The sequence below is a fragment of the Cloacibacterium caeni genome (assembly GCF_907163125.1).
Classification (GTDB): Bacteria; Bacteroidota; Bacteroidia; order Flavobacteriales; family Weeksellaceae; genus Cloacibacterium; species Cloacibacterium caeni_B.
The window spans coordinates 1,377,599-1,396,081 of record NZ_OU015319.1 but is presented as its reverse complement, the minus strand read 5'-3'; the positions used below and the strand labels follow the sequence as shown (position 1 = coordinate 1,396,081).

14 protein-coding genes and 1 pseudogene are annotated in these 18,483 nt (G+C 35.0%); 9 read left to right on the top strand and 6 right to left on the bottom strand.

Annotated features, from left to right (window positions below; genetic code table 11):
* Window positions 1–9: 9 nt before the first annotated feature.
* From KKQ79_RS06390 to KKQ79_RS06360, 7 genes and pseudogenes are all read left to right on the top strand, one after another.
* Window positions 10–384: pseudogene (locus tag KKQ79_RS06390) on the top strand (IS1182 family transposase); the annotation flags it as partial.
* Window positions 385–996: 612 nt separating this feature from the next.
* On the top strand, window positions 997–3,009 hold the full coding sequence (locus KKQ79_RS06385; RefSeq protein WP_213189426.1) for a tetratricopeptide repeat-containing sensor histidine kinase: 2,013 nt from the start codon (window positions 997–999) through the stop codon (window positions 3,007–3,009).
* 10 nt (window positions 3,010–3,019) lie between these two features.
* Window positions 3,020–3,658, top strand: a complete 639-nt coding sequence (locus KKQ79_RS06380) for a response regulator (RefSeq protein WP_213189425.1) — start codon at window positions 3,020–3,022, stop codon at window positions 3,656–3,658.
* 89 nt (window positions 3,659–3,747) lie between these two features.
* Complete coding sequence (locus tag KKQ79_RS06375; RefSeq protein WP_213189424.1) at window positions 3,748–5,622, top strand: hypothetical protein; 1,875 nt, start codon at window positions 3,748–3,750, stop codon at window positions 5,620–5,622.
* A 76-nt stretch (window positions 5,623–5,698) separates the two neighbouring features.
* A complete protein-coding gene (locus tag KKQ79_RS06370; RefSeq protein ID WP_213189423.1) occupies window positions 5,699–6,148 on the top strand; it encodes a hypothetical protein in 450 nt (149 codons plus the stop codon).
* A 71-nt stretch (window positions 6,149–6,219) separates the two neighbouring features.
* Window positions 6,220–8,694 (top strand): T9SS type A sorting domain-containing protein, encoded by a 2,475-nt coding sequence (locus tag KKQ79_RS06365; RefSeq protein ID WP_213189422.1) that lies wholly within the window; start codon window positions 6,220–6,222, stop codon window positions 8,692–8,694.
* A gap of 17 nt (window positions 8,695–8,711) precedes the next feature.
* The gene (locus KKQ79_RS06360) at window positions 8,712–11,156 is read left to right on the top strand and encodes a T9SS type A sorting domain-containing protein (protein WP_213189421.1); all 2,445 of its coding nucleotides are present in this window, start codon (window positions 8,712–8,714) and stop codon (window positions 11,154–11,156) included.
* Between the two features lie 211 nt (window positions 11,157–11,367).
* Here the strand turns inward: KKQ79_RS06360 and KKQ79_RS06355 are convergent, their stop codons facing one another.
* Window positions 11,368–12,144 (bottom strand): copper resistance protein NlpE, encoded by a 777-nt coding sequence (locus KKQ79_RS06355; RefSeq protein ID WP_213189420.1) that lies wholly within the window; start codon window positions 12,142–12,144, stop codon window positions 11,368–11,370.
* A gap of 480 nt (window positions 12,145–12,624) precedes the next feature.
* On the opposite strand from KKQ79_RS06355, the gene KKQ79_RS06350 reads away from it, so the two are divergent.
* Window positions 12,625–13,938, top strand: a complete 1,314-nt coding sequence (locus tag KKQ79_RS06350; protein WP_213189419.1) for an IS1380 family transposase — start codon at window positions 12,625–12,627, stop codon at window positions 13,936–13,938.
* A gap of 1 nt (window position 13,939) precedes the next feature.
* Window positions 13,940–14,218: a transposase gene (locus KKQ79_RS06345; RefSeq protein WP_213189418.1), complete on the top strand. Its 279-nt coding sequence runs from the start codon at window positions 13,940–13,942 to the stop codon at window positions 14,216–14,218.
* A gap of 188 nt (window positions 14,219–14,406) precedes the next feature.
* Here the strand turns inward: KKQ79_RS06345 and KKQ79_RS06340 are convergent, their stop codons facing one another.
* The 5 genes from KKQ79_RS06340 to KKQ79_RS06320 all read right to left on the bottom strand — a co-directional run bounded on the left by KKQ79_RS06340 (window position 14,407) and on the right by KKQ79_RS06320 (window position 18,276).
* On the bottom strand, window positions 14,407–14,991 hold the full coding sequence (locus tag KKQ79_RS06340) for a hypothetical protein (protein ID WP_213189417.1): 585 nt from the start codon (window positions 14,989–14,991) through the stop codon (window positions 14,407–14,409).
* Window positions 14,992–15,004: 13 nt separating this feature from the next.
* Window positions 15,005–15,448 carry a hypothetical protein gene (locus KKQ79_RS06335; protein WP_213189416.1) on the bottom strand — a complete coding sequence of 148 codons (444 nt, stop codon included), beginning with the start codon at window positions 15,446–15,448 and terminating at the stop codon, window positions 15,005–15,007.
* 313 nt (window positions 15,449–15,761) lie between these two features.
* Window positions 15,762–17,336 (bottom strand): IS1182 family transposase, encoded by a 1,575-nt coding sequence (locus tag KKQ79_RS06330; protein WP_213189007.1) that lies wholly within the window; start codon window positions 17,334–17,336, stop codon window positions 15,762–15,764.
* A 209-nt stretch (window positions 17,337–17,545) separates the two neighbouring features.
* A complete protein-coding gene (locus KKQ79_RS06325) occupies window positions 17,546–18,079 on the bottom strand; it encodes a J domain-containing protein (RefSeq protein WP_213189415.1) in 534 nt (177 codons plus the stop codon).
* Window positions 18,079–18,276 carry a hypothetical protein gene (locus tag KKQ79_RS06320; protein ID WP_213189414.1) on the bottom strand — a complete coding sequence of 66 codons (198 nt, stop codon included), beginning with the start codon at window positions 18,274–18,276 and terminating at the stop codon, window positions 18,079–18,081. Before KKQ79_RS06320 ends, KKQ79_RS06325 begins: the two co-directional genes overlap by 1 nt.
* Window positions 18,277–18,483 lie beyond the last annotated feature (207 nt).

Below are 18,483 nucleotides of genomic sequence, written 5' to 3'. Positions count from 1 at the left end.
AAGACAGAAGTCTTTTTAAACTTGTTTAAAGAAGTCTTGAAAATGTGCGTTTCTAAAGGAATGGTAAGAGGGAAACGCCAAGCGGTGGACAGCGTTTTTATCAAAGCCAACGCCAGTATGGATAGTTTGGTAGAGAAACTTGTAGTGAGCGATGTCGAACTAGAAGTTTTAGAAGACGCCAGTGCTTTTGTAAACGAACTAGAAGAAAACAGCGAATACAAAGTAACTTCCACCCGCAAGAAACTGGTAGAACGCCACCATGATTGGAAGGTAGAAGCGTATAAAGGAATGCCAGCAAATAGCAATAGCAATCAAACTGACGAAAACGGCAATCTCATCCGTCCCAAATACTTGTCTAATCACACCCATTATTCTCCCACAGATTGCTCGGGAGGCTTTCACATATATTTTTCGATTACATAAAAATTACTCCTGCCAGGAATGCGAAATCACCCCAGTAATAATACAAGAAATAATAATAGAATTGTACATTTTTTCTGTTTTGCGTTACGAACTTAACAAGTATTTTCTAATTTTACATTTTTTAAATAAAAATTAACTTATGCTTCTGTTTTTGATTTCTAAGAGTAGCTTTCTAAAAATATTTCAGGTCAATTATTTTGTTACACAAATAGATGATTTTATCAGTTAATTCTTTGTCAATAAACGAAATGTGTGAAAAATCATTATTCTGTTCCGTTTATTAAATAAAGTTGACAGTAAAAATAGTAAGCGGATCGACAATTTGAACAATTCTGTAAAAAACAATCTCAAAATTTCAAAATATTTTTTAAAAACAATGCGTATTTTCAATTCGGATTTTATGTATATTTGATTCTGATCAAAGTGGTTATGAAGCTATCATCAATTTATTTTTAAATTTTAGAGCATAACCATTTTGCAAGAAAATTAAAAAACACAATTAAAGATTCTTCGATTTTTGCCTGATGCAGTCGCGCTCATAAAACTTCGGAGAATAGAAACAATAACACCTATATGAAAATAAATTCTACTCTTTCTTCTAATTTTTCTACACCAGAATCATCTTCTAATTTGTTGAAAAATCAGTTTGCGATGATTTGTAGATGTATGATGTTTTTTTGTTTGACTTTAGGTTTTGCTTCCGGTTTGAAGGCGCAAAACTTATCTGAAGTCATCAGCAATTTAAAATCCGAACTCAGTAAAAATCCCGACGATAAAAAACGGGCGTCCATTTACTCCGATCTTACTTGGTATTACGCCAGTGTTTCGGTGGATTCTGCGCTTAGTTACGGGAAAAAAGCCATTGCGGCAACGGAAAAACTTCAAGATTCTGTTATGTTGGCACAGGTTTACAGCGACTTGGGAGCGGTTCATTTTCGAAATAATGATTTCAAAAATTCAGAAAAAAATTATCTGAAATCTTATCAAATCCGCAAAAGGCAAAAGAACGCCGCAGGAATTGCAAAGCTCAATAATAATCTGGCTTCGGTATATCAAAGTAGCTTTCAGTACAACAAAGCAATGAAAATGTATTTGGAAGCTTTGAAATATTTTGATGCGAAAGGAGATGTGCGAAATTCCAACATCACGAAGGCAAATATCGGACTGTTGTTTGTGGATTTAAAAGACAATCGCAATGCAATCAAATACATCACAGAAGCGATCAACTATTTTGAATCGCAGGAAAGAAGCGTGGAAATAGAGAATAAACTCTGCGAAAATTACCTCAACTTGGGAAAGGCATTTCAGATGCAGAAAAATTATTCCGAAGCGGAAAAACAGTATCAAAAGAGTGCAGAAATTTGTAATAAAATCGGGAATAAACAGGGGATTTCATTTGCCAACAGAAACTTGGCAAACCTGTACATAATTCAACAAAAAGATTCTTTGGCCCAAGTAAATCTGCAGGTTTCACAGGAAGTTCGTGAAGAATTCAATTCTAAACTTGATCAGGAAAGCAACAGCATTGATGTGGCGCAAAGCTTAATTGTAAAAGGCAAATACCAAGATGCTAAACGAATGCTTTTAAAGATTTTGCCAACTTTCGAAAAAGAAAAATCTAAAGAAAATCAGCTTTCTACCTACAAACTCCTTACGAATGTTTATCATAACACCGCGCAACCGGACAGTGCAGAATTTTATTTTGAAAAATACATCGCATTAGATAATGAATTGGTGAATACCAACGTAATTTCTAATACAACAGAACTCGAAAAAAAGTACCAGACATTGAAGAAAGATTCCGAAATTCTTCAGCAAAAATCTAAAATATTTAAAAGAAATGTTGCGATTTCTTCGTTGGCCGCTTTGCTTCTTTTTGGTTTCGTTTTTTACAGAAACCGTCAACATCGCCAGAAAGTGGAGCATCAAAAAGCCATTCTCCATCAGCAAGATTTGGCTACAAAAGCAGTAATAACAGCCGAAGACAACGAGCGGAAACGGATGGCAACACACCTGCACGATGGAGTGGGACAACTTTTAATGGCAGCCAATATGAATGTGAGTGTCTTGAATGAATACAAAGACAATCCTGAAAATTTTAAAAACATCACTCAGAAAATATCGAATATTCTGTCTGATGCGATTGCGGATGTTCGTACGCTTTCTCATCAGATGATGCCGAATATGTTGATTAAAAACTCTTTGGCGAATGCCTTGAGAGACCTCATCGAGAAAACATCTACGCCGAAACTCGCTGTAAATCTGCAAATTGAAGGCCTTGAGACCGAAGTCGATCAAAATATTCAGGTGACGCTCTACAGGATTATTCAGGAATGCATCAACAATACGGTTAAACATTCGGGAGCCGATAAAATCGATATTTCTGTGATACAGTCCTATAAAAAAATTACCACAGAGATTAAAGACAATGGTAAAGGTTTCAATCCTTTAAAAATAACGGAAAATAAAGATGGAATAGGCCTGCAAAATATGAAAGCAAGGATTGAAATGCTGAAAGGAAAAATGCGAATTGACAGCGCTGCAGATCGCGGTACACAAGTCTTTATAGAAATACCAATCGTCTAATTATTTTCCTATGAAAATTGCCATAGTTGATGATCATCAGATTATAATTGATGGAATCGAAATGCTTCTCGGTTTGGAGAAAAATATTGCGATTCTGAAAACCTATACCGATGCATGTGATTTTTTGCTGGATATGCGAGAAAGGCAGATCAATCCGGATTTGTTATTGATGGATTTAATGATGCCCACGATGAATGGTTTCGAATGTGCGAAAGTCCTGAAACAAGAGTTCCCCAATCTTAAAATCATTATTCTATCGATGAATTGTGATCCGAAAGTAGTTTATGAATTGGTGGAAAAAATAAAAATTGAAGGTTATCTTTCCAAAAATGTCAACAGACAAGATTTGGTAAAAGCGTTGCAGGATGTACAGTTGGGATACATTCACCTTAGCGAAGAAGCAGAAATGGCTTTGAAACAATTTCAGCGAAAAATCATTGATTATCCGCAAATTATATTGACCGCCCGCGAGAAGCAGATCGTGAAATTAATGATCGACGGACTTACCAATAAAGAAATTTCTAATGCATTATTCATCAGTGAAAGCACAGTAGAAACCCACCGAAAAAATATCTACCGAAAAACAGAAACCCATTCGCTTCCTAAATTAATTCAAGTGGTTGCCAATCTCAATTTATTGGCAGATTAATCTTCGATTTACTATAAAAATACCCTGTAGAGGGTAGATTGTCATCTGGATTTTGAGATACTTTTATCTCGTAAAAAAAATCACAGACTATGACAACAAAAATTATTTTTAGTACGGCCGCCATACTTTTCGGCGTTGCCACCTTTGCACAACAATCCACTTTTGATATCCTGGAAAAGGATTATGAAATCTCCCGAAAAGCAAAAAAAGGCTATCTCGGTGGAGTAGAACCCACCGGAAATGGAGGTTTTGAAATGGTGTATTTCCTGCCTTCAAGCAAAAGAAAAGTTAAGATTGAAACCTATACTTTCGACAAAGATGCCAATCTTGTCAACAGCCTAAAAGACGAATGGGATGTAGAGAAAGTAAAGAAAAAATGGAAATTTTTCAATTTTAAAGGTGACGAATATATCACTACCGCAGCTTCGGTGAGCACCAATCTTACCGGAAAAATGATGTTTAAAAAACGCGAAATCAAAGCGAAATACAACTGGCTTGCCGGAGATTATGTGAAGCGGATAAAACTCCTCGACAAACAAAAACTCACCAGTGAAAGCGGGGAAGAATATCTCTTCAGCGGTGCGTACGAAGTAGAAAGAGACAGTACGATTTATGCGCTCGCATATCCTTATACCAAAGGTGCTTCCCTAAGTAATCTCGATTTAGTGAAAATCTCAAACAGCGGAGAATCCAAAAAAATAGCTTCTATTCCTACGCCGACTCCTTTGAAGCCCATTTTCTCCAAGCCTTTAATGGACGACAACAGCCGAGACGTTTCTAATGACGATTTCCCGAGAGATTGGATTGTGGTTTTAGCCCCTACAAAAGCTTATGGAAAAAGCAATGCTGGAACCCCAAACCAACTGACTTATCTTAGGATTTCCCCGGAAGGTGCGGTAAAGGAACAATTTAATTTCTCTGCTCCATCGGCAGGTTTCCGTATTCTTAATGCCTATAATAAAGGAAATGAAGTGATTCTGTATGGTTTAGGAATTAAAAAAGAAGGAAAATATGCAGACGAGATCTTAGGAGCTACCGTGTCGCCATCAAGTATGGATGATGAGGAACAAGCCGCCGCTAAATCTACTGGAGGAATGCTCGGAGGAATCGGAAAAATGGCGAATATGGTTTCCGGAAAAGACGATATGGCTCCGTCACAGCAATCACTTGACAATGCCCTGGACGAAAAAAAATATGATGACTTTATCATTGCAAAAGTTTCTGGGGGAAATGTTTCTTTCATTAAAGCGACACCTATGGCTGAACTTAACCAAAAAGCAGTTGCCGGTCCGGACATGAAAAAAGCTTTAGAATTTGACGGTAAGAAGTTTGTTACCAATAATTTCCAAATCTTGAAAGATGGCTCGATGATGCTTAGCGTACAGGATTATAAACCAAATGGTGGCGGAATAGGAGGCAACAAACTTTTAGGTGCTTTAACAGGTGTAAGTACAAGTAGAAGTGGAGGATATGACAGAGTTTATAAAGGCATGTATTTGTTGCATTTTGCTCCGGACGGGAATTTGGTGAGAAACTACACCGTGCAGCTCGATCAGAAAAATAAGAAAGGATTTTTCAATAATTCACCAATGACCGCAGATAATTTTCCTGCTGTTGGATATCTAATCGAAAACAAAGACGGTAAGTCTGTTAACTGGATTATGGAAATTGTGAAGGCCATAGATAAAGACACAAGTTTTAGTTCAATGACCAATTTTTTCACAGGAACCACCACTAATACCACAACCACCACGTATTCACCTTTCTATAGTATTGAATATGGTAAAATTGATCTCTCTACCGGGAAATCTTCAGAATTCAGGACATTGGGTGACTTAGAGAAAAAGAAATATTACCTCTACGACAAGCATAACCGCATACAGATTGGCGACTATATTTATTTCTTCAGCGAAACTCCTAATGGCGACCGGCTTTTGGTTTCCAGAATGGATGTGAACCAATAAAAATCTGTGATTCCGTGCCTGTTTAACTTAGGTTTCCGGGTGCGGTTTTCTTATAAACACATTAAAATTCTATATTATGAAAAATCTGTTTTTTTATTTAAAAACCTTGATGGTTTTAGCGGTCCTATTCATTTCCTGTGACAGAAACGAAGATGATGGAACAAACACCGCAATTTCCTCAACTGCAGGATTTACGTGGAAGGAAGACTCCCAAACTGCTCCTGAACAAAAAGCTTCGTCCGCCTATTTTCAGGGAAGTTCCATTTTCGCACTTAATGCTTCTAATGCTACTGTGTTCGAAATTAATCTGATGAAAAGTTCTGCGGTAGGAACCTATACTTTCGACGGTGATTATATCAAAGGTACAGCTTTGGTTTACGTCACTAAAAATTTCAACGCTACTGGTGGAACCATCACCATAACTGAAAAAACGGATTCCAAAGTCTCAGGAAAATTCGAAGCTACCGGAACAGGAAACGGAATTACAAAAGTTTACGGAACGTTCACAGGTATTCCGGTGAAATAATCAGTATTAAAGACTTAGCCAAAGTTTTTGAGCTTTGGCTAAGTTTCATTATCAAATAAAAAACAGCTACAATGAAAAATTTCTATTTTTTGGCAATATTCTTTATCTCCGTATTTGGAAATGCCCAGATTACAAAAGTATTAGAATTTAATGACAGTAAACTCCTTCCCCAATATATGGAAAAACATAGGTTGAAGGTTTGGAAAAACATGGTATTCTATCAAGGAAAAGGGATCCCGGTATCTTCACCTTATCAATACCGTACGTGCAATCTTGTAGTTTCCGACGGAACTGCGGAAGGCACTAAAATTTTGAAAGATTTATCTCCAAGCACTGAGTACGACGCTAAAATCGTTCAATGGGCTGCAACCGACAGCTATCTTTATTTCACCTGCAAAACAAATTACGGAAAATACCAGTTATGGAGAACAGACGGTACTTCGGAAAATACCTTGAAACTCGATGAATCTTTTAGGACAGGTTTTACAGAACCTAATATGAATTATTTGGGAATTGGAGGCACTACTAGTGAAGAGTTTATTACAAGCATTCAAAATTCTTCTTACAATTATCCGGATAATTTTGACAATCAACTTGTTACAATCGGAAACAAACTCTTTTATACAAAATTCGACAATACTACCCAGGAATTTTCCATGTACGAAACAGAGGGCACTGTTGAGTCGATTAAAAAAATTCCCGGAGACTACAGCTACAAGCAGTCTCTTCCCAATACTTATCTTGTTTATAATAACAAGCTTTATTTTGGAGGAAGTTATTATACTGTCAACCAATATAGTGGAGTAAAAAGTAGGTACGATGCGTCTTTTGTGTACGATGGTGTTTCCACAAAACAGGTATTTTATTCTAATGGAAAATTTGATCCTTCTTTCAAACGATTTAGTGCTTTTTTTAACGGTAAGATTTATTTTGATGCCGGTAATTTCAATATATATTCTACCACAGATTTTGGCAACAACAAAAAACTAGTTTACACAGCACCTTGCACTATGGGTTTCCCGGGACCACCTGATTCCAAGAAAACGTTTCAGTTCCGAAAAACTGCAAATTATATGTTTATGTTTGGCAATAATGGCTGCGACGAATATTTATACATTATTGATAAAAATGATACGGTGAGAAAAGTACTACTTCCTCCCAACAGTAAGCTAAAGGAAATAATAACTGGTGAAAACATCTCATATATTCATACGGAAACATTGATGAATAGTGCATATTCTTACAATATTACGGCGATTAATGAAGATGCTTCTTTAATTAATTCTGTTACGGTGAATTACCCCTTTTTTTGGGGGCACACCTTAAATGGAATTCTTTATTATGCTGATTTGCCTGAAAAATTGAACAGTCCAACATTGAACGGACTCAATATTGAATTATGGCGTACCAATGGTTCTAGCAATTATATGGCTTATGAAATAAATAGAGGCCAACAGCAACTTCCGCAAAATAATTTTGTAAATATGCCATCTCAACCGAGGAACTTTTTTAAGCTTCAGAACAAAATCTATTTTATTGGCACCAATGAGGGCAAAGAAAATCTGTATTCTTTAAATGAAGATTTTACTTTCAACAATGGCACATCAAACAATCAATGGAATGAAGGTGATAACTGGGCAGGGCAGATCGTTCCTTTTGAAAGCGATGTCGCGTTAATTCCGACAGGAAAAACACCGGAAATTAATGGCAATGCATCAGTGAAAAATATAAGCGTAAGTTCGCCGTTGAACCTTTCTGCAGGAACCCTGAACGTTACAGGGAACTTAGATCTTGGAGCAAAAATCACTTTAAACGGGAATAATTTAAACTTAAAAGGCCCTTCTTCCCAAATAACGAATGGAAATTCTACCAATTACATCGTGACCAACGGAACCGGCACCGTAAATGTTGAAAATCTAAATGCTGAGAGAGGAATCGTAAACTTACCAATCGGAACGGCCACGAATTACAATCCTGTTTCCATCGCAAACACCGGAACTTCCGATACCTTTTCAGCGAGAGTTTCGGATGGAATTTCCAACACTACGAACGGCGCGGTAAACGCAACCTGGGACATTTTTGAAGCTACAGCGGGAGGAAGCAACGTGAATCTGACTTTAGGATGGAATGCATCTCAACAAAACGGAAGTTTTGATGCTTCAACCGCGAAAGTCGGGCATTATCTTAACGGTAACTGGACTGAGGAAAATTCGGGGGCGGTTTCAAATAATTCTATCACAGCCACAGGAATTTCTTCTTTCTCACCATTTGCCGTGATGAATTTTGGCGCACTTGCCACTTCGGATTTTTCAAAATCAAAAGTTTTAATTTACCCTAATCCTTTTAATGAAAACCTAAATATTTCAACAGAAAATGGTGGGGTAGTGTACTTCTACGATTTGAGCGGAAAACTCGTTTCAATATCAGTTTTGATGAAAGGAGCAAATTCTTTGAACAAATCTTCGCTTGCGAAAGGCGTTTACATTTATCAAATAAAAAACACAAGTGGGGAAGTAGTTTCATCTGGGAAAGTGATTAAGAAATAATTTTAAAAATTAACATAATGAAAAATATATTAAAAACAATATTTCTTTTTTCTTTTACCACGATTTTGGCACAAGTTAGTGTTGTAAAAGAATCTCCTTATTCCAGTAATTATCTAGGTGTTCCAGTTTATCCAAAAGAAAGTGTTAATTATAGAGCTTTTCTTGGTGAGTATAATGTGTGGAATAATAAGGCTTTTTATATTGCAGACTACTATTTTCAACCGTGTAAAAGCGGATGCAATACATTGAATTTAGTAATGACGGACGGTACTGAAAATGGTACTGTTGTTTTAAAAAATTTAATAAGTAGCACAGTTTCAAACCCAATTGCAATTCAGTTTAAACCAGCTGGAAATTATATTTATTTTACAATTCAGTATACGGATAGTGCAAGTAATATATTTTTAGAATTATGGAGAACAGATGGAACCGCAGCTGGAACCTTTAGAGTAGATCAAGTCCAGAATCCCGTAAGTCCACAAAAAAGATTTTTCAGTATAGAAATTGGTGGTGATGAATATAATGGAAATAGAGGACCAAGATATAAAACTGATTCCCATATCGGTAACACATTTTATTATTTAAAGTATTCTACAGCTCAAAGTAAATGGGAAATCTGGAAAACTGATGGTTCACAAAGTCAAGCTGTTACAAACAGTCCATTAATAGATTTAGTTAATGATACGGGTTATCTTACCTCATATAATAATAAACTTTATTTATTAGATAAAAATTACAACTTAGTTTCTTATGACGGCAGTGTTTTTTCCAATGTTATTCCATTTACTATTGGTGATACTGGTGGTGGAGGGCAAGGTGTGGTCACAAGAGTTTATCAAATTGGAACTATTTTTAAAGATAAACTTTATCTAAGTGCCAGAATAAATAATATTAGTGGAATTTTTAGTTTAGATAATCAAAATATTACACAATTTATTTTTAAAAAAGACGCCTCATCAATTGGTTTTGATTTTATGAAAACCAAAGATCATCTTGTTTTCGTGAGTAGTGGAGCTACATCAGAAGTTATATTAACAAACGGAATTCCCGGAAACTCAAATAGAATATTTTATCAACCCAATACAACAACCATTATTAAACAAATGTTTACCGATAATGATAATATATTTTTCATCACAAGACCTTATGATACAAGTCAAATGATGAATGGTAAAATCTACAGAGCAAATTCTGATGGTTCAAACCTAACTTCAGTAAACTGTAATTTAGAGTATGCATTAGATAGGTATGAAAATTATAAAATTTATAAAAATACATTATGGTTTGATTATAATTTACCAACAGCTCCTATTACAGAAGGAAAAGAGCTTTGGAGAACAGATGGCGTTACCTTATCACAGGCTTTTGATCAAATTAAAACGATTAGCTTTGGATACAATGGAAGTTTAGATGCAAAATATTTTTTCAGATTAAATGATGATTTATTTTTCTTTGGTTATAAGGACAATTTTTCTACAGCCCTTTATAAATTCAAAGGTGATTTTACATTTAACAATAGTGTGGACAATTCTTGGAACAATCCTAATAACTGGAACTCTACATTAACACCTTTAACACAGAATGACGCAATAATTCCAGTAAATGTTACACCTCAGATTAATTCGGATGTGTTTGCTAAAAACTTATTCGTTTCTTCACCACTCAATATTTCCGCAGGAAACCTCAATGTTTCAGGAAATTTAAACCTCGGAGCAAAAATCACTTTAAACGGGAATAATTTAAACTTAAAAGGCCCTTCTTCCCAAATAACGAATGGAAATTCTACCAATTACATCGTCACCAACGGAACCGGCACCGTAAATGTTGAAAATCTAAATGCTGAGAGAGGAACTGTAAACTTTCCAATCGGAACGGCCACGAATTACAATCCTGTTTCCATCGCAAACAACGGAACTTCCGATACTTTTTCAACGAGAGTTTCGGATGGGATTTCCAACACTACGAACGGCGCGGTAAGTGCCACCTGGGACATTTCCGAAGCTACAGCGGGAGGAAGCAACGTGAATCTGACTTTAGGATGGAATGCATCTCAACAAAACGGAAGTTTTGATGCTTCAACCGCGAAAGTCGGGCATTATCTTAACGGTAACTGGACTGAGGAAAATTCGGGGGCTGTTTCAAATAATTTCATCACAGCCACAGGAATTTCTTCTTTCTCACCATTTGCCGTGATGAATTTTGGCGCACTTGCCACTTCGGATTTTTCAAAATCAAAAGTTTTAATTTACCCTAATCCTTTTAATGAAAACCTAAATATTTCAACAGAAAATGGTGGAGTAGTGCACTTCTACGATTTGAGCGGAAAACTCGTTTCAATATCAGTTTTGATGAAAGGAGCAAATTCTTTGAACAAATCCTCGCTTGAAAAAGGTGTTTACATTTATCAGATAAAAAACACAAATGGGGAAGTAGTTTCATCTGGGAAAGTGATTAAAAAATAAATTCCATTTCGATGGATTCTAACAAAAAAAATCCAGTTGAGCAGATCAACTGGATTTTCGTTTATTAATATTTGCAGCAAATACTTTTACGAGGAAAGGGTAATGCTTAAAAACCGTCCGAAGTTTCAGTTTATCAACACTTTCATTATTTGACTACCAGCGATCAACCGAAGTTATTTATCGGTCAGCTATTGATAGAACCTTTATAATACTATTTTTTATAATAATCTCCGGCTAAACTTGCACCGCCACCACAAAAGTAATTTAATGCGAATCTATCTTCAAATTTCGAAGTAAATACTTCAGATGTTTTATCCTTAAATAAAATGGTCATCGTCCCTTTTAATTCTTTATTGATGGTTTTTAAATCAACATCAATCTGATTATTCACTAACTTTCCTTTGCCTTCAAAAGTACACCCTTTCACAGCGCCAATAAATGAAATTTTCACTGAATAAATACTGTCATTTTCAGATTTCAATTCCAGAATTTGGTTGTATCCTTTCCCATCGGTGTTGGTGTTATAGGTCCCGTTCAATTGAGCGGGCGTATAAGCTTTTATTTCTTTAAAAGTGTAATTTTTGGCTAATTCTCCGCTTACTTCTTTCTTATCAGCATCTAATCTTACCAAGGTTTTGTTTGGTTTTACCAGATAATATTCTTTAGTCGAATTTGGGATTGATACTTCAATAATATCATCATTCTTTGTCCAGGTACCATACTCGTTTTCAGAAGTACCGTCGCTGTCTAAATACGATGTACTTTTAACCGCCTTGTTGTCTATTCGAAAGGTAATATAGGTTTCGATTCCCATACAATCTGCGCAAGGCAATGTTGCCGTGTACATTCCTGTAGAAAAATCATTATTTTGCTGTGCCTCTGTTTTTGTCTGTTCTTTATTGCCAGTGTCAACGGTTGATTTACTATCGCTGCAAGAAACAAAAATGGTGGTTATTGCTGCTAAGGTTAAAAATTTAAAAGTGTTCATTATATTTTTTTTATTGAGTTTAATTTAAAATGTTTGATTACTTAATTATTGATTCTAAAATACCGATTAAAACCCTGAGAAGTGCTGAAATAGAGGGATTTGAACTAATTTTTTTTGAAATAAGATTAAAATTTCCATCGAAAAACTGCTATTATCGTTACAGTTGATTTCCCATATTGCAAAAAATAAAAAACTAAACTTTTGGTCGCTTAACTACTCGCACAGCTTTGTAAAGATCAATTAAATAATTTGCAAATCACTTACAAAAAAGAGACCATTCTAGAGGTCTCTTCAGTATTTTTAAAAATTTTTTACAATAAATCCATAATGCACAAAAAGCTCCCGTTCAACAGGAGTTATATTGTCAGTCTTTCCGCACTTCTACGCAGCAATAAGATTTAACCCAAATTCCGCAATAGAAAAAAAAGAGTATTTTAGTATTCTAATATCCAACTGCGTAGCAGTAGAAAAAAATAAGCGATGAAATTCGAGCTATCCTTTACCAATAAAGAGATTACGCCTTGGGGAGGCATGGTGTTTTTAAAGCAAATGTTGGACAAAATCGGCTTTAGAGAGCAAATTGAAAAATGCGAATCTTTACCTGTGTCACTTTCCAATAATTCTTATAAAAAAGAAGTTTTGCTTGAATCTTTTATTACGAGTATTTGGTGTGGCGCCAATCGTTTTTTGCACACAGAAATTACCCGTGCAGATAAGGCTCTTGGGGAAATATTTGACTGGCGAAAGACCCCTGCTCAGGACGCATATAAACGCTATTTTGGCAAGTTTACACAACACATCAACCAGCAAGTTGGGCATTATTTTTTCAGTTGGTTTTTTCAGAATTTGAACCTCAATTATTTTACGTTAGACATTGATTCATCTGTAATTACTCGATACGGAGAGCAAGAAGGAGCAAAAAAAGGCTACAATCCTAAGAAAAAAGGAAGAAACAGCCATCATCCTATCATTGCATTTGTGAACGATGTAAAGATGGTTGCTAATTTTTGGCTCAGGAGCGGTGATGCTTCTTCGGCAAATAATTTTGTAGGATTTTTAGAAGAAACACTCTTAAATTTTGGGGATAAAAAAGTAGGATTAGTTCGTTTGGATAGTGGTTTTTTCCAGAAAGACATTATGGATTATCTTGAATTAAAAACACTCCAATACATCATCGCTGCAAAATTTACTCACCCCATTCAACACTTGATAGACCAGCAAGATTTTTGGATAAAAGTTGATGAGGGCATCGAAATTTGCGACAAATATTATCAAGCAAAAAACTGGGAAAAGCCAAGAAGGATAGTTATTGTAAGGCAAAAAATAGCACAACGGCCGAATGCGGCAGGCCGAATATTAAGCCTGTTTCCGGAAGATGAAATCCATAGAAATTATCGCTATTCAGCCTATATTACCAACCAAGAACAATCGGCAACAGATGTTTGGAGAACGTACCGAAACAGAGGCGATGCAGAGAATCGAATCAAGGAATTAAAGGCAGATTTTGGAGCCGAAAGTTTTAACCTTAAAGGCTTTTTCCCTACAGAAGCTGCACTTATATTTTCGATGATTGCTTATAATCTGATGTCAATTTTCAGACTGTTTGTTCTTCAGGAAAAAACGCAGAAAACATTATCTACACTACGATATAGAACCTTTGCTATTGGAGCTTATTTTGAAAAAGTAGGTGACACACTCAAACTGAAGATTGCACTCACCAAAAAACGCAGAAAATGGTTCGTCGGAATTTGGGATTACCCCATAGACTTATCTCAAAAAATTTCAACTGCGTGATTTGGGTTTAAAGAAAAAACAAGAACTTTTAAAAACTATTCCGGGCATTGCAGAAGTGGGATCGCTTTACCTTCTTTTGGCAACGAAAGGTTTTACACGATTTAAAAACTGGCGAAAATTTGCCTGCTATTGTGGCATTGGTTCATTTGAATACAGTTCCGGAACCAGCATAAAAGGCAGAAATAGGGTAAATCCTTTGGCAGACAAAAAGATGAAATCTTTGCTTCATCTTCTAGCCCTTACTTCCATACGGCACGATCCTGAACTGAAATTATTCTAAGAACGAAAAAAAGAAGAAGGAAAACACAGTTTATTAGCCTTAAACAACGTAAAATGCAAACTGGTAAGCCGCATTTTTGCAGTCATCAAACGAGAAAAGCCCTATGTAAAAACTCATCAATTTGCCAATTGAAAATATTTAAAATTTTTCTTGTTTTTTGACATAGAATATGTTAGCTGCAGGTTTTTTTATTTGAACTTAAATTTTTTTTCTAAGCAATTTATATAAATAACTAAACATTCTATACATTGGTCTTTTTCAAAATCTGAATATGTGAATTGTACAATATAATTATCTGAAAAAAATAATTTAGACAAACCGTATATACCATCCACATGAGTGGAGAGGATTATTGTTCGATTTTTTGAATCAATAACGGGTTTTAAATTATACGAAGATTTTCTATTATCAATCGAAAAATTACCTTCAATATAATCTGTTCCAAATTCTTTTTTCATTTTTTCAAATGAATTTTTATTTGCTTTTCCCGTAGTAATCTTTATTAAGGGCGTATACAATTGAGAGAAATCCTCATTGTTTTTATATGATATTAAGAAATCAAAATCTTTATAAACGATTTTATTTTCTAAGGAAATCTTTTTTTCATTAGTCTTAAAATTTTCGATTAATTTTTGACTTGGAATTCCCCATATCTCACTTGGTAATTCAAATGAAAAGATTTCATTTTCATATTTGATATATTTAATTTCACTTTTTTGCGAAAGAAATAGTTGAAAAAATAAAATCGAAAAAAAAATAAATAATTTATTCATAATAATTTGGTGTTTACTTTACTCTTGACCATGTTTTCGTTTCTCCTTTATATATCTTACTTTGGTCAATATGTAGTAAGTTATAAGCATTTTTACTTTTACCGTCTAACCACATTCTATCAATGTAAGGTGTTTGTTCTTTGGTTTCGGCATCTTCAATTACATAATATAAAGTTAAAACTTCATCTTTGCAGGTTGTACATTCTTTTATAGTTGATTTTTCTATTTTTTCAACAATACATTCAATTTTGTAAATTGTACCAAATTCTTCATATAGTATATTCATACTATCTTTTTCCAAATTTAAGGTAGCATCAATATTCTTTCGTAATTGCATATTAATTTTCCCTTTCCAATTGCCTACATAGTCAGAAGGAATTTCTTTTATTTCAGTAGGTTTTTCACAACCAATGAAAATCAGATTTATTGTAAAAAAAAGTAAAAATATTTTATTCATAATTTTCTTAATGGTATTTTTTTATAAACTTGCAGATAACGTTTTGGGGCTTGGCGCAAGTGGCTGAAATTGAAGGACTTAACTTTTAAATCATCGCCCAAAGTAGCCGAAGCCATTTTTTATTTGCTAATATATCAAAAAAGCAAATAAAAATGGCGTAGGCGGAATAGAATTACTAGAACTTCAACTTAGCACTTCTCCCGCCATTGCGCCAAACCCTTGTAGCTGTTGCACAACTCCTTTTTTTAGAAAATAGTTTTCAAAAACATAAAATTTTGACCTCTTTAGAAGCAATTTTAGAGAGGTTTATTTTTTAATTAAGATTCAAAATCATAAAATTTGGGGTGCTTAAAATTGAGTTATTGATGCTTGGGAAGACTGATTTTATAAAAGCAAAGTTCTTCCCTTGTTTTAGAGATAGAACTTGGGCTAAAACACTCGGTTTTTTGGTGATAAAGCGTAAGTATTTTTTCAAGTTGTAGGTTAAACTTGCCATTAATACGTGTTTGTTTGCGTTTTTGATGCCTCGTGTATTGACTCTCTTCATGTTCGTAAAGTTGACCAACGTTCCTATCACGGGTTCTACTGTTTTACTTCGCACTTTTACCATTTTCTTGGCATATTTCTCGTTTTGGGTGAGTTTTTGGTGCATGCGGTCGTAATGTTCTTTGTGGATGCTGTCGTCTAATTTTTTGAACTTGGTGCTTTTGCCACAGCATTGTTCTCTTAGTGGACAGTTTTTGCAATCTGTTTCGCTACTTCGGTACGTTCGTTTGGTGTAGCCTTTACTATCCCTTTTTTCGCCTTTGAAAAGCAGTTTCGCTTGGTTGCCTTCGGGTTTTGTGCATTGGTAATAATTTTCTTCTTTGTTGAAGGTAAAACCTTCTCGCTCGGGTTTGTATTGTCCGAAGTTTGGGATGTAAGCGTTGATGTTTTTTTCATGTAAATACGCCAATGCTTCACCACTGCTGTAACCACCATCGGCTAAGAGTTCTTCGAGTTCGATTCCGTTTTCTTTTAAGTTTTCTTCGGTAAGTTCTACAATTTGTTCTAAACATTGACTGTCGCGTTTATCAGCAAAATCAGAACACGCTCCTGTAATGACATGGTGCGCATCGTCTACTGCGATTTGTCCAAAATAATTTAATTGTCTCGCTTTGCCAGGTTTTACGCTTACTCTGGCATCTGTATCTGTGGGAGAATAATGGGTGTGATTAGACAAGTATTTGGGACGGATGAGATTGCCGTTTTCGTCGGTTTGATTGCTGTTGCTATTTGCTGGCATTCCTTTATACGCTTCTGCTTTCCAATCGTGGTGGCGTTCTACCAGTTTCTTGCGGGTGGAAGTTACTTTGTATTCGCTGTTTTCTTCTAATTCGTTTACAAAAGCACTGGCATCTTCCAAAACTTCCTTCTCTACCAAACTATCCATACTGGCGTTGGCTTTGATGAAAACGCTGTCCACCGCTTGTCGTTTACCACGAACCATGCCTTTAGAAACGCACATTCTCAAGACTTCTTTAAACAAGTTTAAAAACACTTCTTCGCCATATAAATTGCGAGTTCGGCTAATGGTACTGTGCCAAGGAAGCTGCTCATGTACATCATAACCTAAAAACAATCGTATCGACAAGCTATCACTACAAAAAGCAATTAATTGTCGATCACTATTGATGTTATTCAAATATCCCACCAACAATATCTTAAAGAAAACTACAGGATCTATACTCTCTTGGCCTTCTTTGCCATAATACTTTTGAGTAGCTTTGTAAATGAAATGTAAATTGAGTTCGGTTTGCAATTTTCTGTAAAAATTATCCTCTGGAACCAAATCCAACAAATTAACCGAAACAAATAATTGGGGCGTAAAACTCTTCTTTCCTTGCATATTTAAATTTACGAAATATCCAATTTTTATACAAATTTTTGTATATTTGAGTTGTGCAACAAGCACCCTTGTTGCCTGCTGGTGTTGCTATTTTATTATAATTTCAGCTTCAAATTTGATTCTCATTTTATATTTTTAGGAAAAGTATTGACGTTTTTTATAACAAAAAAATTGAAACATTAGATATTTTAGAAAATAGTTGTGAAATTTTAATTTGAACAAGTTCTAAAAAGTAAGACGATTAAGTTAATGACAACAACCCAAATAACCAATTGAACGATACCGTTTACACAACCATTTGCAGCGGCTTTTGTTACACCTTTAAAATCTCTAATGGTTTGTTTGGCTAATTCTACGGATTGCCTTTTAGCATTAGCCATCCATTTTTCAAGCAAATCATCTTCAACTTTAAAATCTGAATATTCATATTGACGATTAGATTGCTTCTCTTCTTGATGTTTATGCTGACTTTCTGATTTTGCTTTTTCGTTTTCAGTTGTGTTTTTTTGCTGTCTTGCTTGATGTTGTTTGAATTTATTGTATTCGATGTCGTATCGTGTTCTTGCTTCTTTGTCTTTTAGAATTAAATACGCTTCATTGATTTCTTGCATACGCAAAGTAGTGTCAATTCCTTGATTTCTGTCAGGATGCCACTTTATTGCTTGTTCTCTAAATGCTTTTTTAATTTCTTCATCAGTCGCATTTTGAGATATTTCAAGAATTTTATAATAATCTTTAAACATTAAGATTTGTCGAGTTGGTTATTATCGTTGTTTTCTTTTGTTTCTTCGGGTTTATATTTCCATACTGCGAAAATGATACCTAATCCAATTAGATTTGCTACAATAATAGGAACACCCGCTTCTTTAGCAATAACTATGATTACTAAAGCAACGAAAATAACTGCGATTTTAATCGTCCATAAAACTCCTTTACTCATTTTTTTTTATGTTTTTAGTTTAGTGCTTACTCTGGTCGGTTTTCAGCTTTCCCGTTGGTTGCTCTGCAGTGTTTTGGTATACACTTGCAGGCAACGGTTCGGCGGATTTGCGAAGTCCCGAGAAGGAATTTAGTTCCTTTCTTGGGATTTAGCAAATTCACAGATGTGCGAAGTTCGCGTGGCGAAAAAGCACATCATTCAAAGATA

Bases quoted from the DNA above. Each gene is read 5' to 3' on its own strand.
- KKQ79_RS06385 (WP_213189426.1), top strand. From the start codon at position 997: ATGAAAATAAATTCTACTCTTTCTTCTAATTTTTCTACACCAGAATCA.
- KKQ79_RS06380 (WP_213189425.1), top strand. From the start codon at position 3,020: ATGAAAATTGCCATAGTTGATGATCATCAGATTATAATTGATGGAATC.
- KKQ79_RS06375 (WP_213189424.1), top strand. From the start codon at position 3,748: ATGACAACAAAAATTATTTTTAGTACGGCCGCCATACTTTTCGGCGTT.
- KKQ79_RS06370 (WP_213189423.1), top strand. From the start codon at position 5,699: ATGAAAAATCTGTTTTTTTATTTAAAAACCTTGATGGTTTTAGCGGTC.
- KKQ79_RS06365 (WP_213189422.1), top strand. From the start codon at position 6,220: ATGAAAAATTTCTATTTTTTGGCAATATTCTTTATCTCCGTATTTGGA.
- KKQ79_RS06360 (WP_213189421.1), top strand. From the start codon at position 8,712: ATGAAAAATATATTAAAAACAATATTTCTTTTTTCTTTTACCACGATT.
- KKQ79_RS06355 (WP_213189420.1), bottom strand. From the start codon at position 12,144: ATGAACACTTTTAAATTTTTAACCTTAGCAGCAATAACCACCATTTTT.
- KKQ79_RS06350 (WP_213189419.1), top strand. From the start codon at position 12,625: ATGAAATTCGAGCTATCCTTTACCAATAAAGAGATTACGCCTTGGGGA.
- KKQ79_RS06340 (WP_213189417.1), bottom strand. From the start codon at position 14,991: ATGAATAAATTATTTATTTTTTTTTCGATTTTATTTTTTCAACTATTT.
- KKQ79_RS06335 (WP_213189416.1), bottom strand. From the start codon at position 15,448: ATGAATAAAATATTTTTACTTTTTTTTACAATAAATCTGATTTTCATT.
- KKQ79_RS06330 (WP_213189007.1), bottom strand. From the start codon at position 17,336: ATGCAAGGAAAGAAGAGTTTTACGCCCCAATTATTTGTTTCGGTTAAT.
- KKQ79_RS06325 (WP_213189415.1), bottom strand. From the start codon at position 18,079: ATGTTTAAAGATTATTATAAAATTCTTGAAATATCTCAAAATGCGACT.
- KKQ79_RS06320 (WP_213189414.1), bottom strand. From the start codon at position 18,276: ATGAGTAAAGGAGTTTTATGGACGATTAAAATCGCAGTTATTTTCGTT.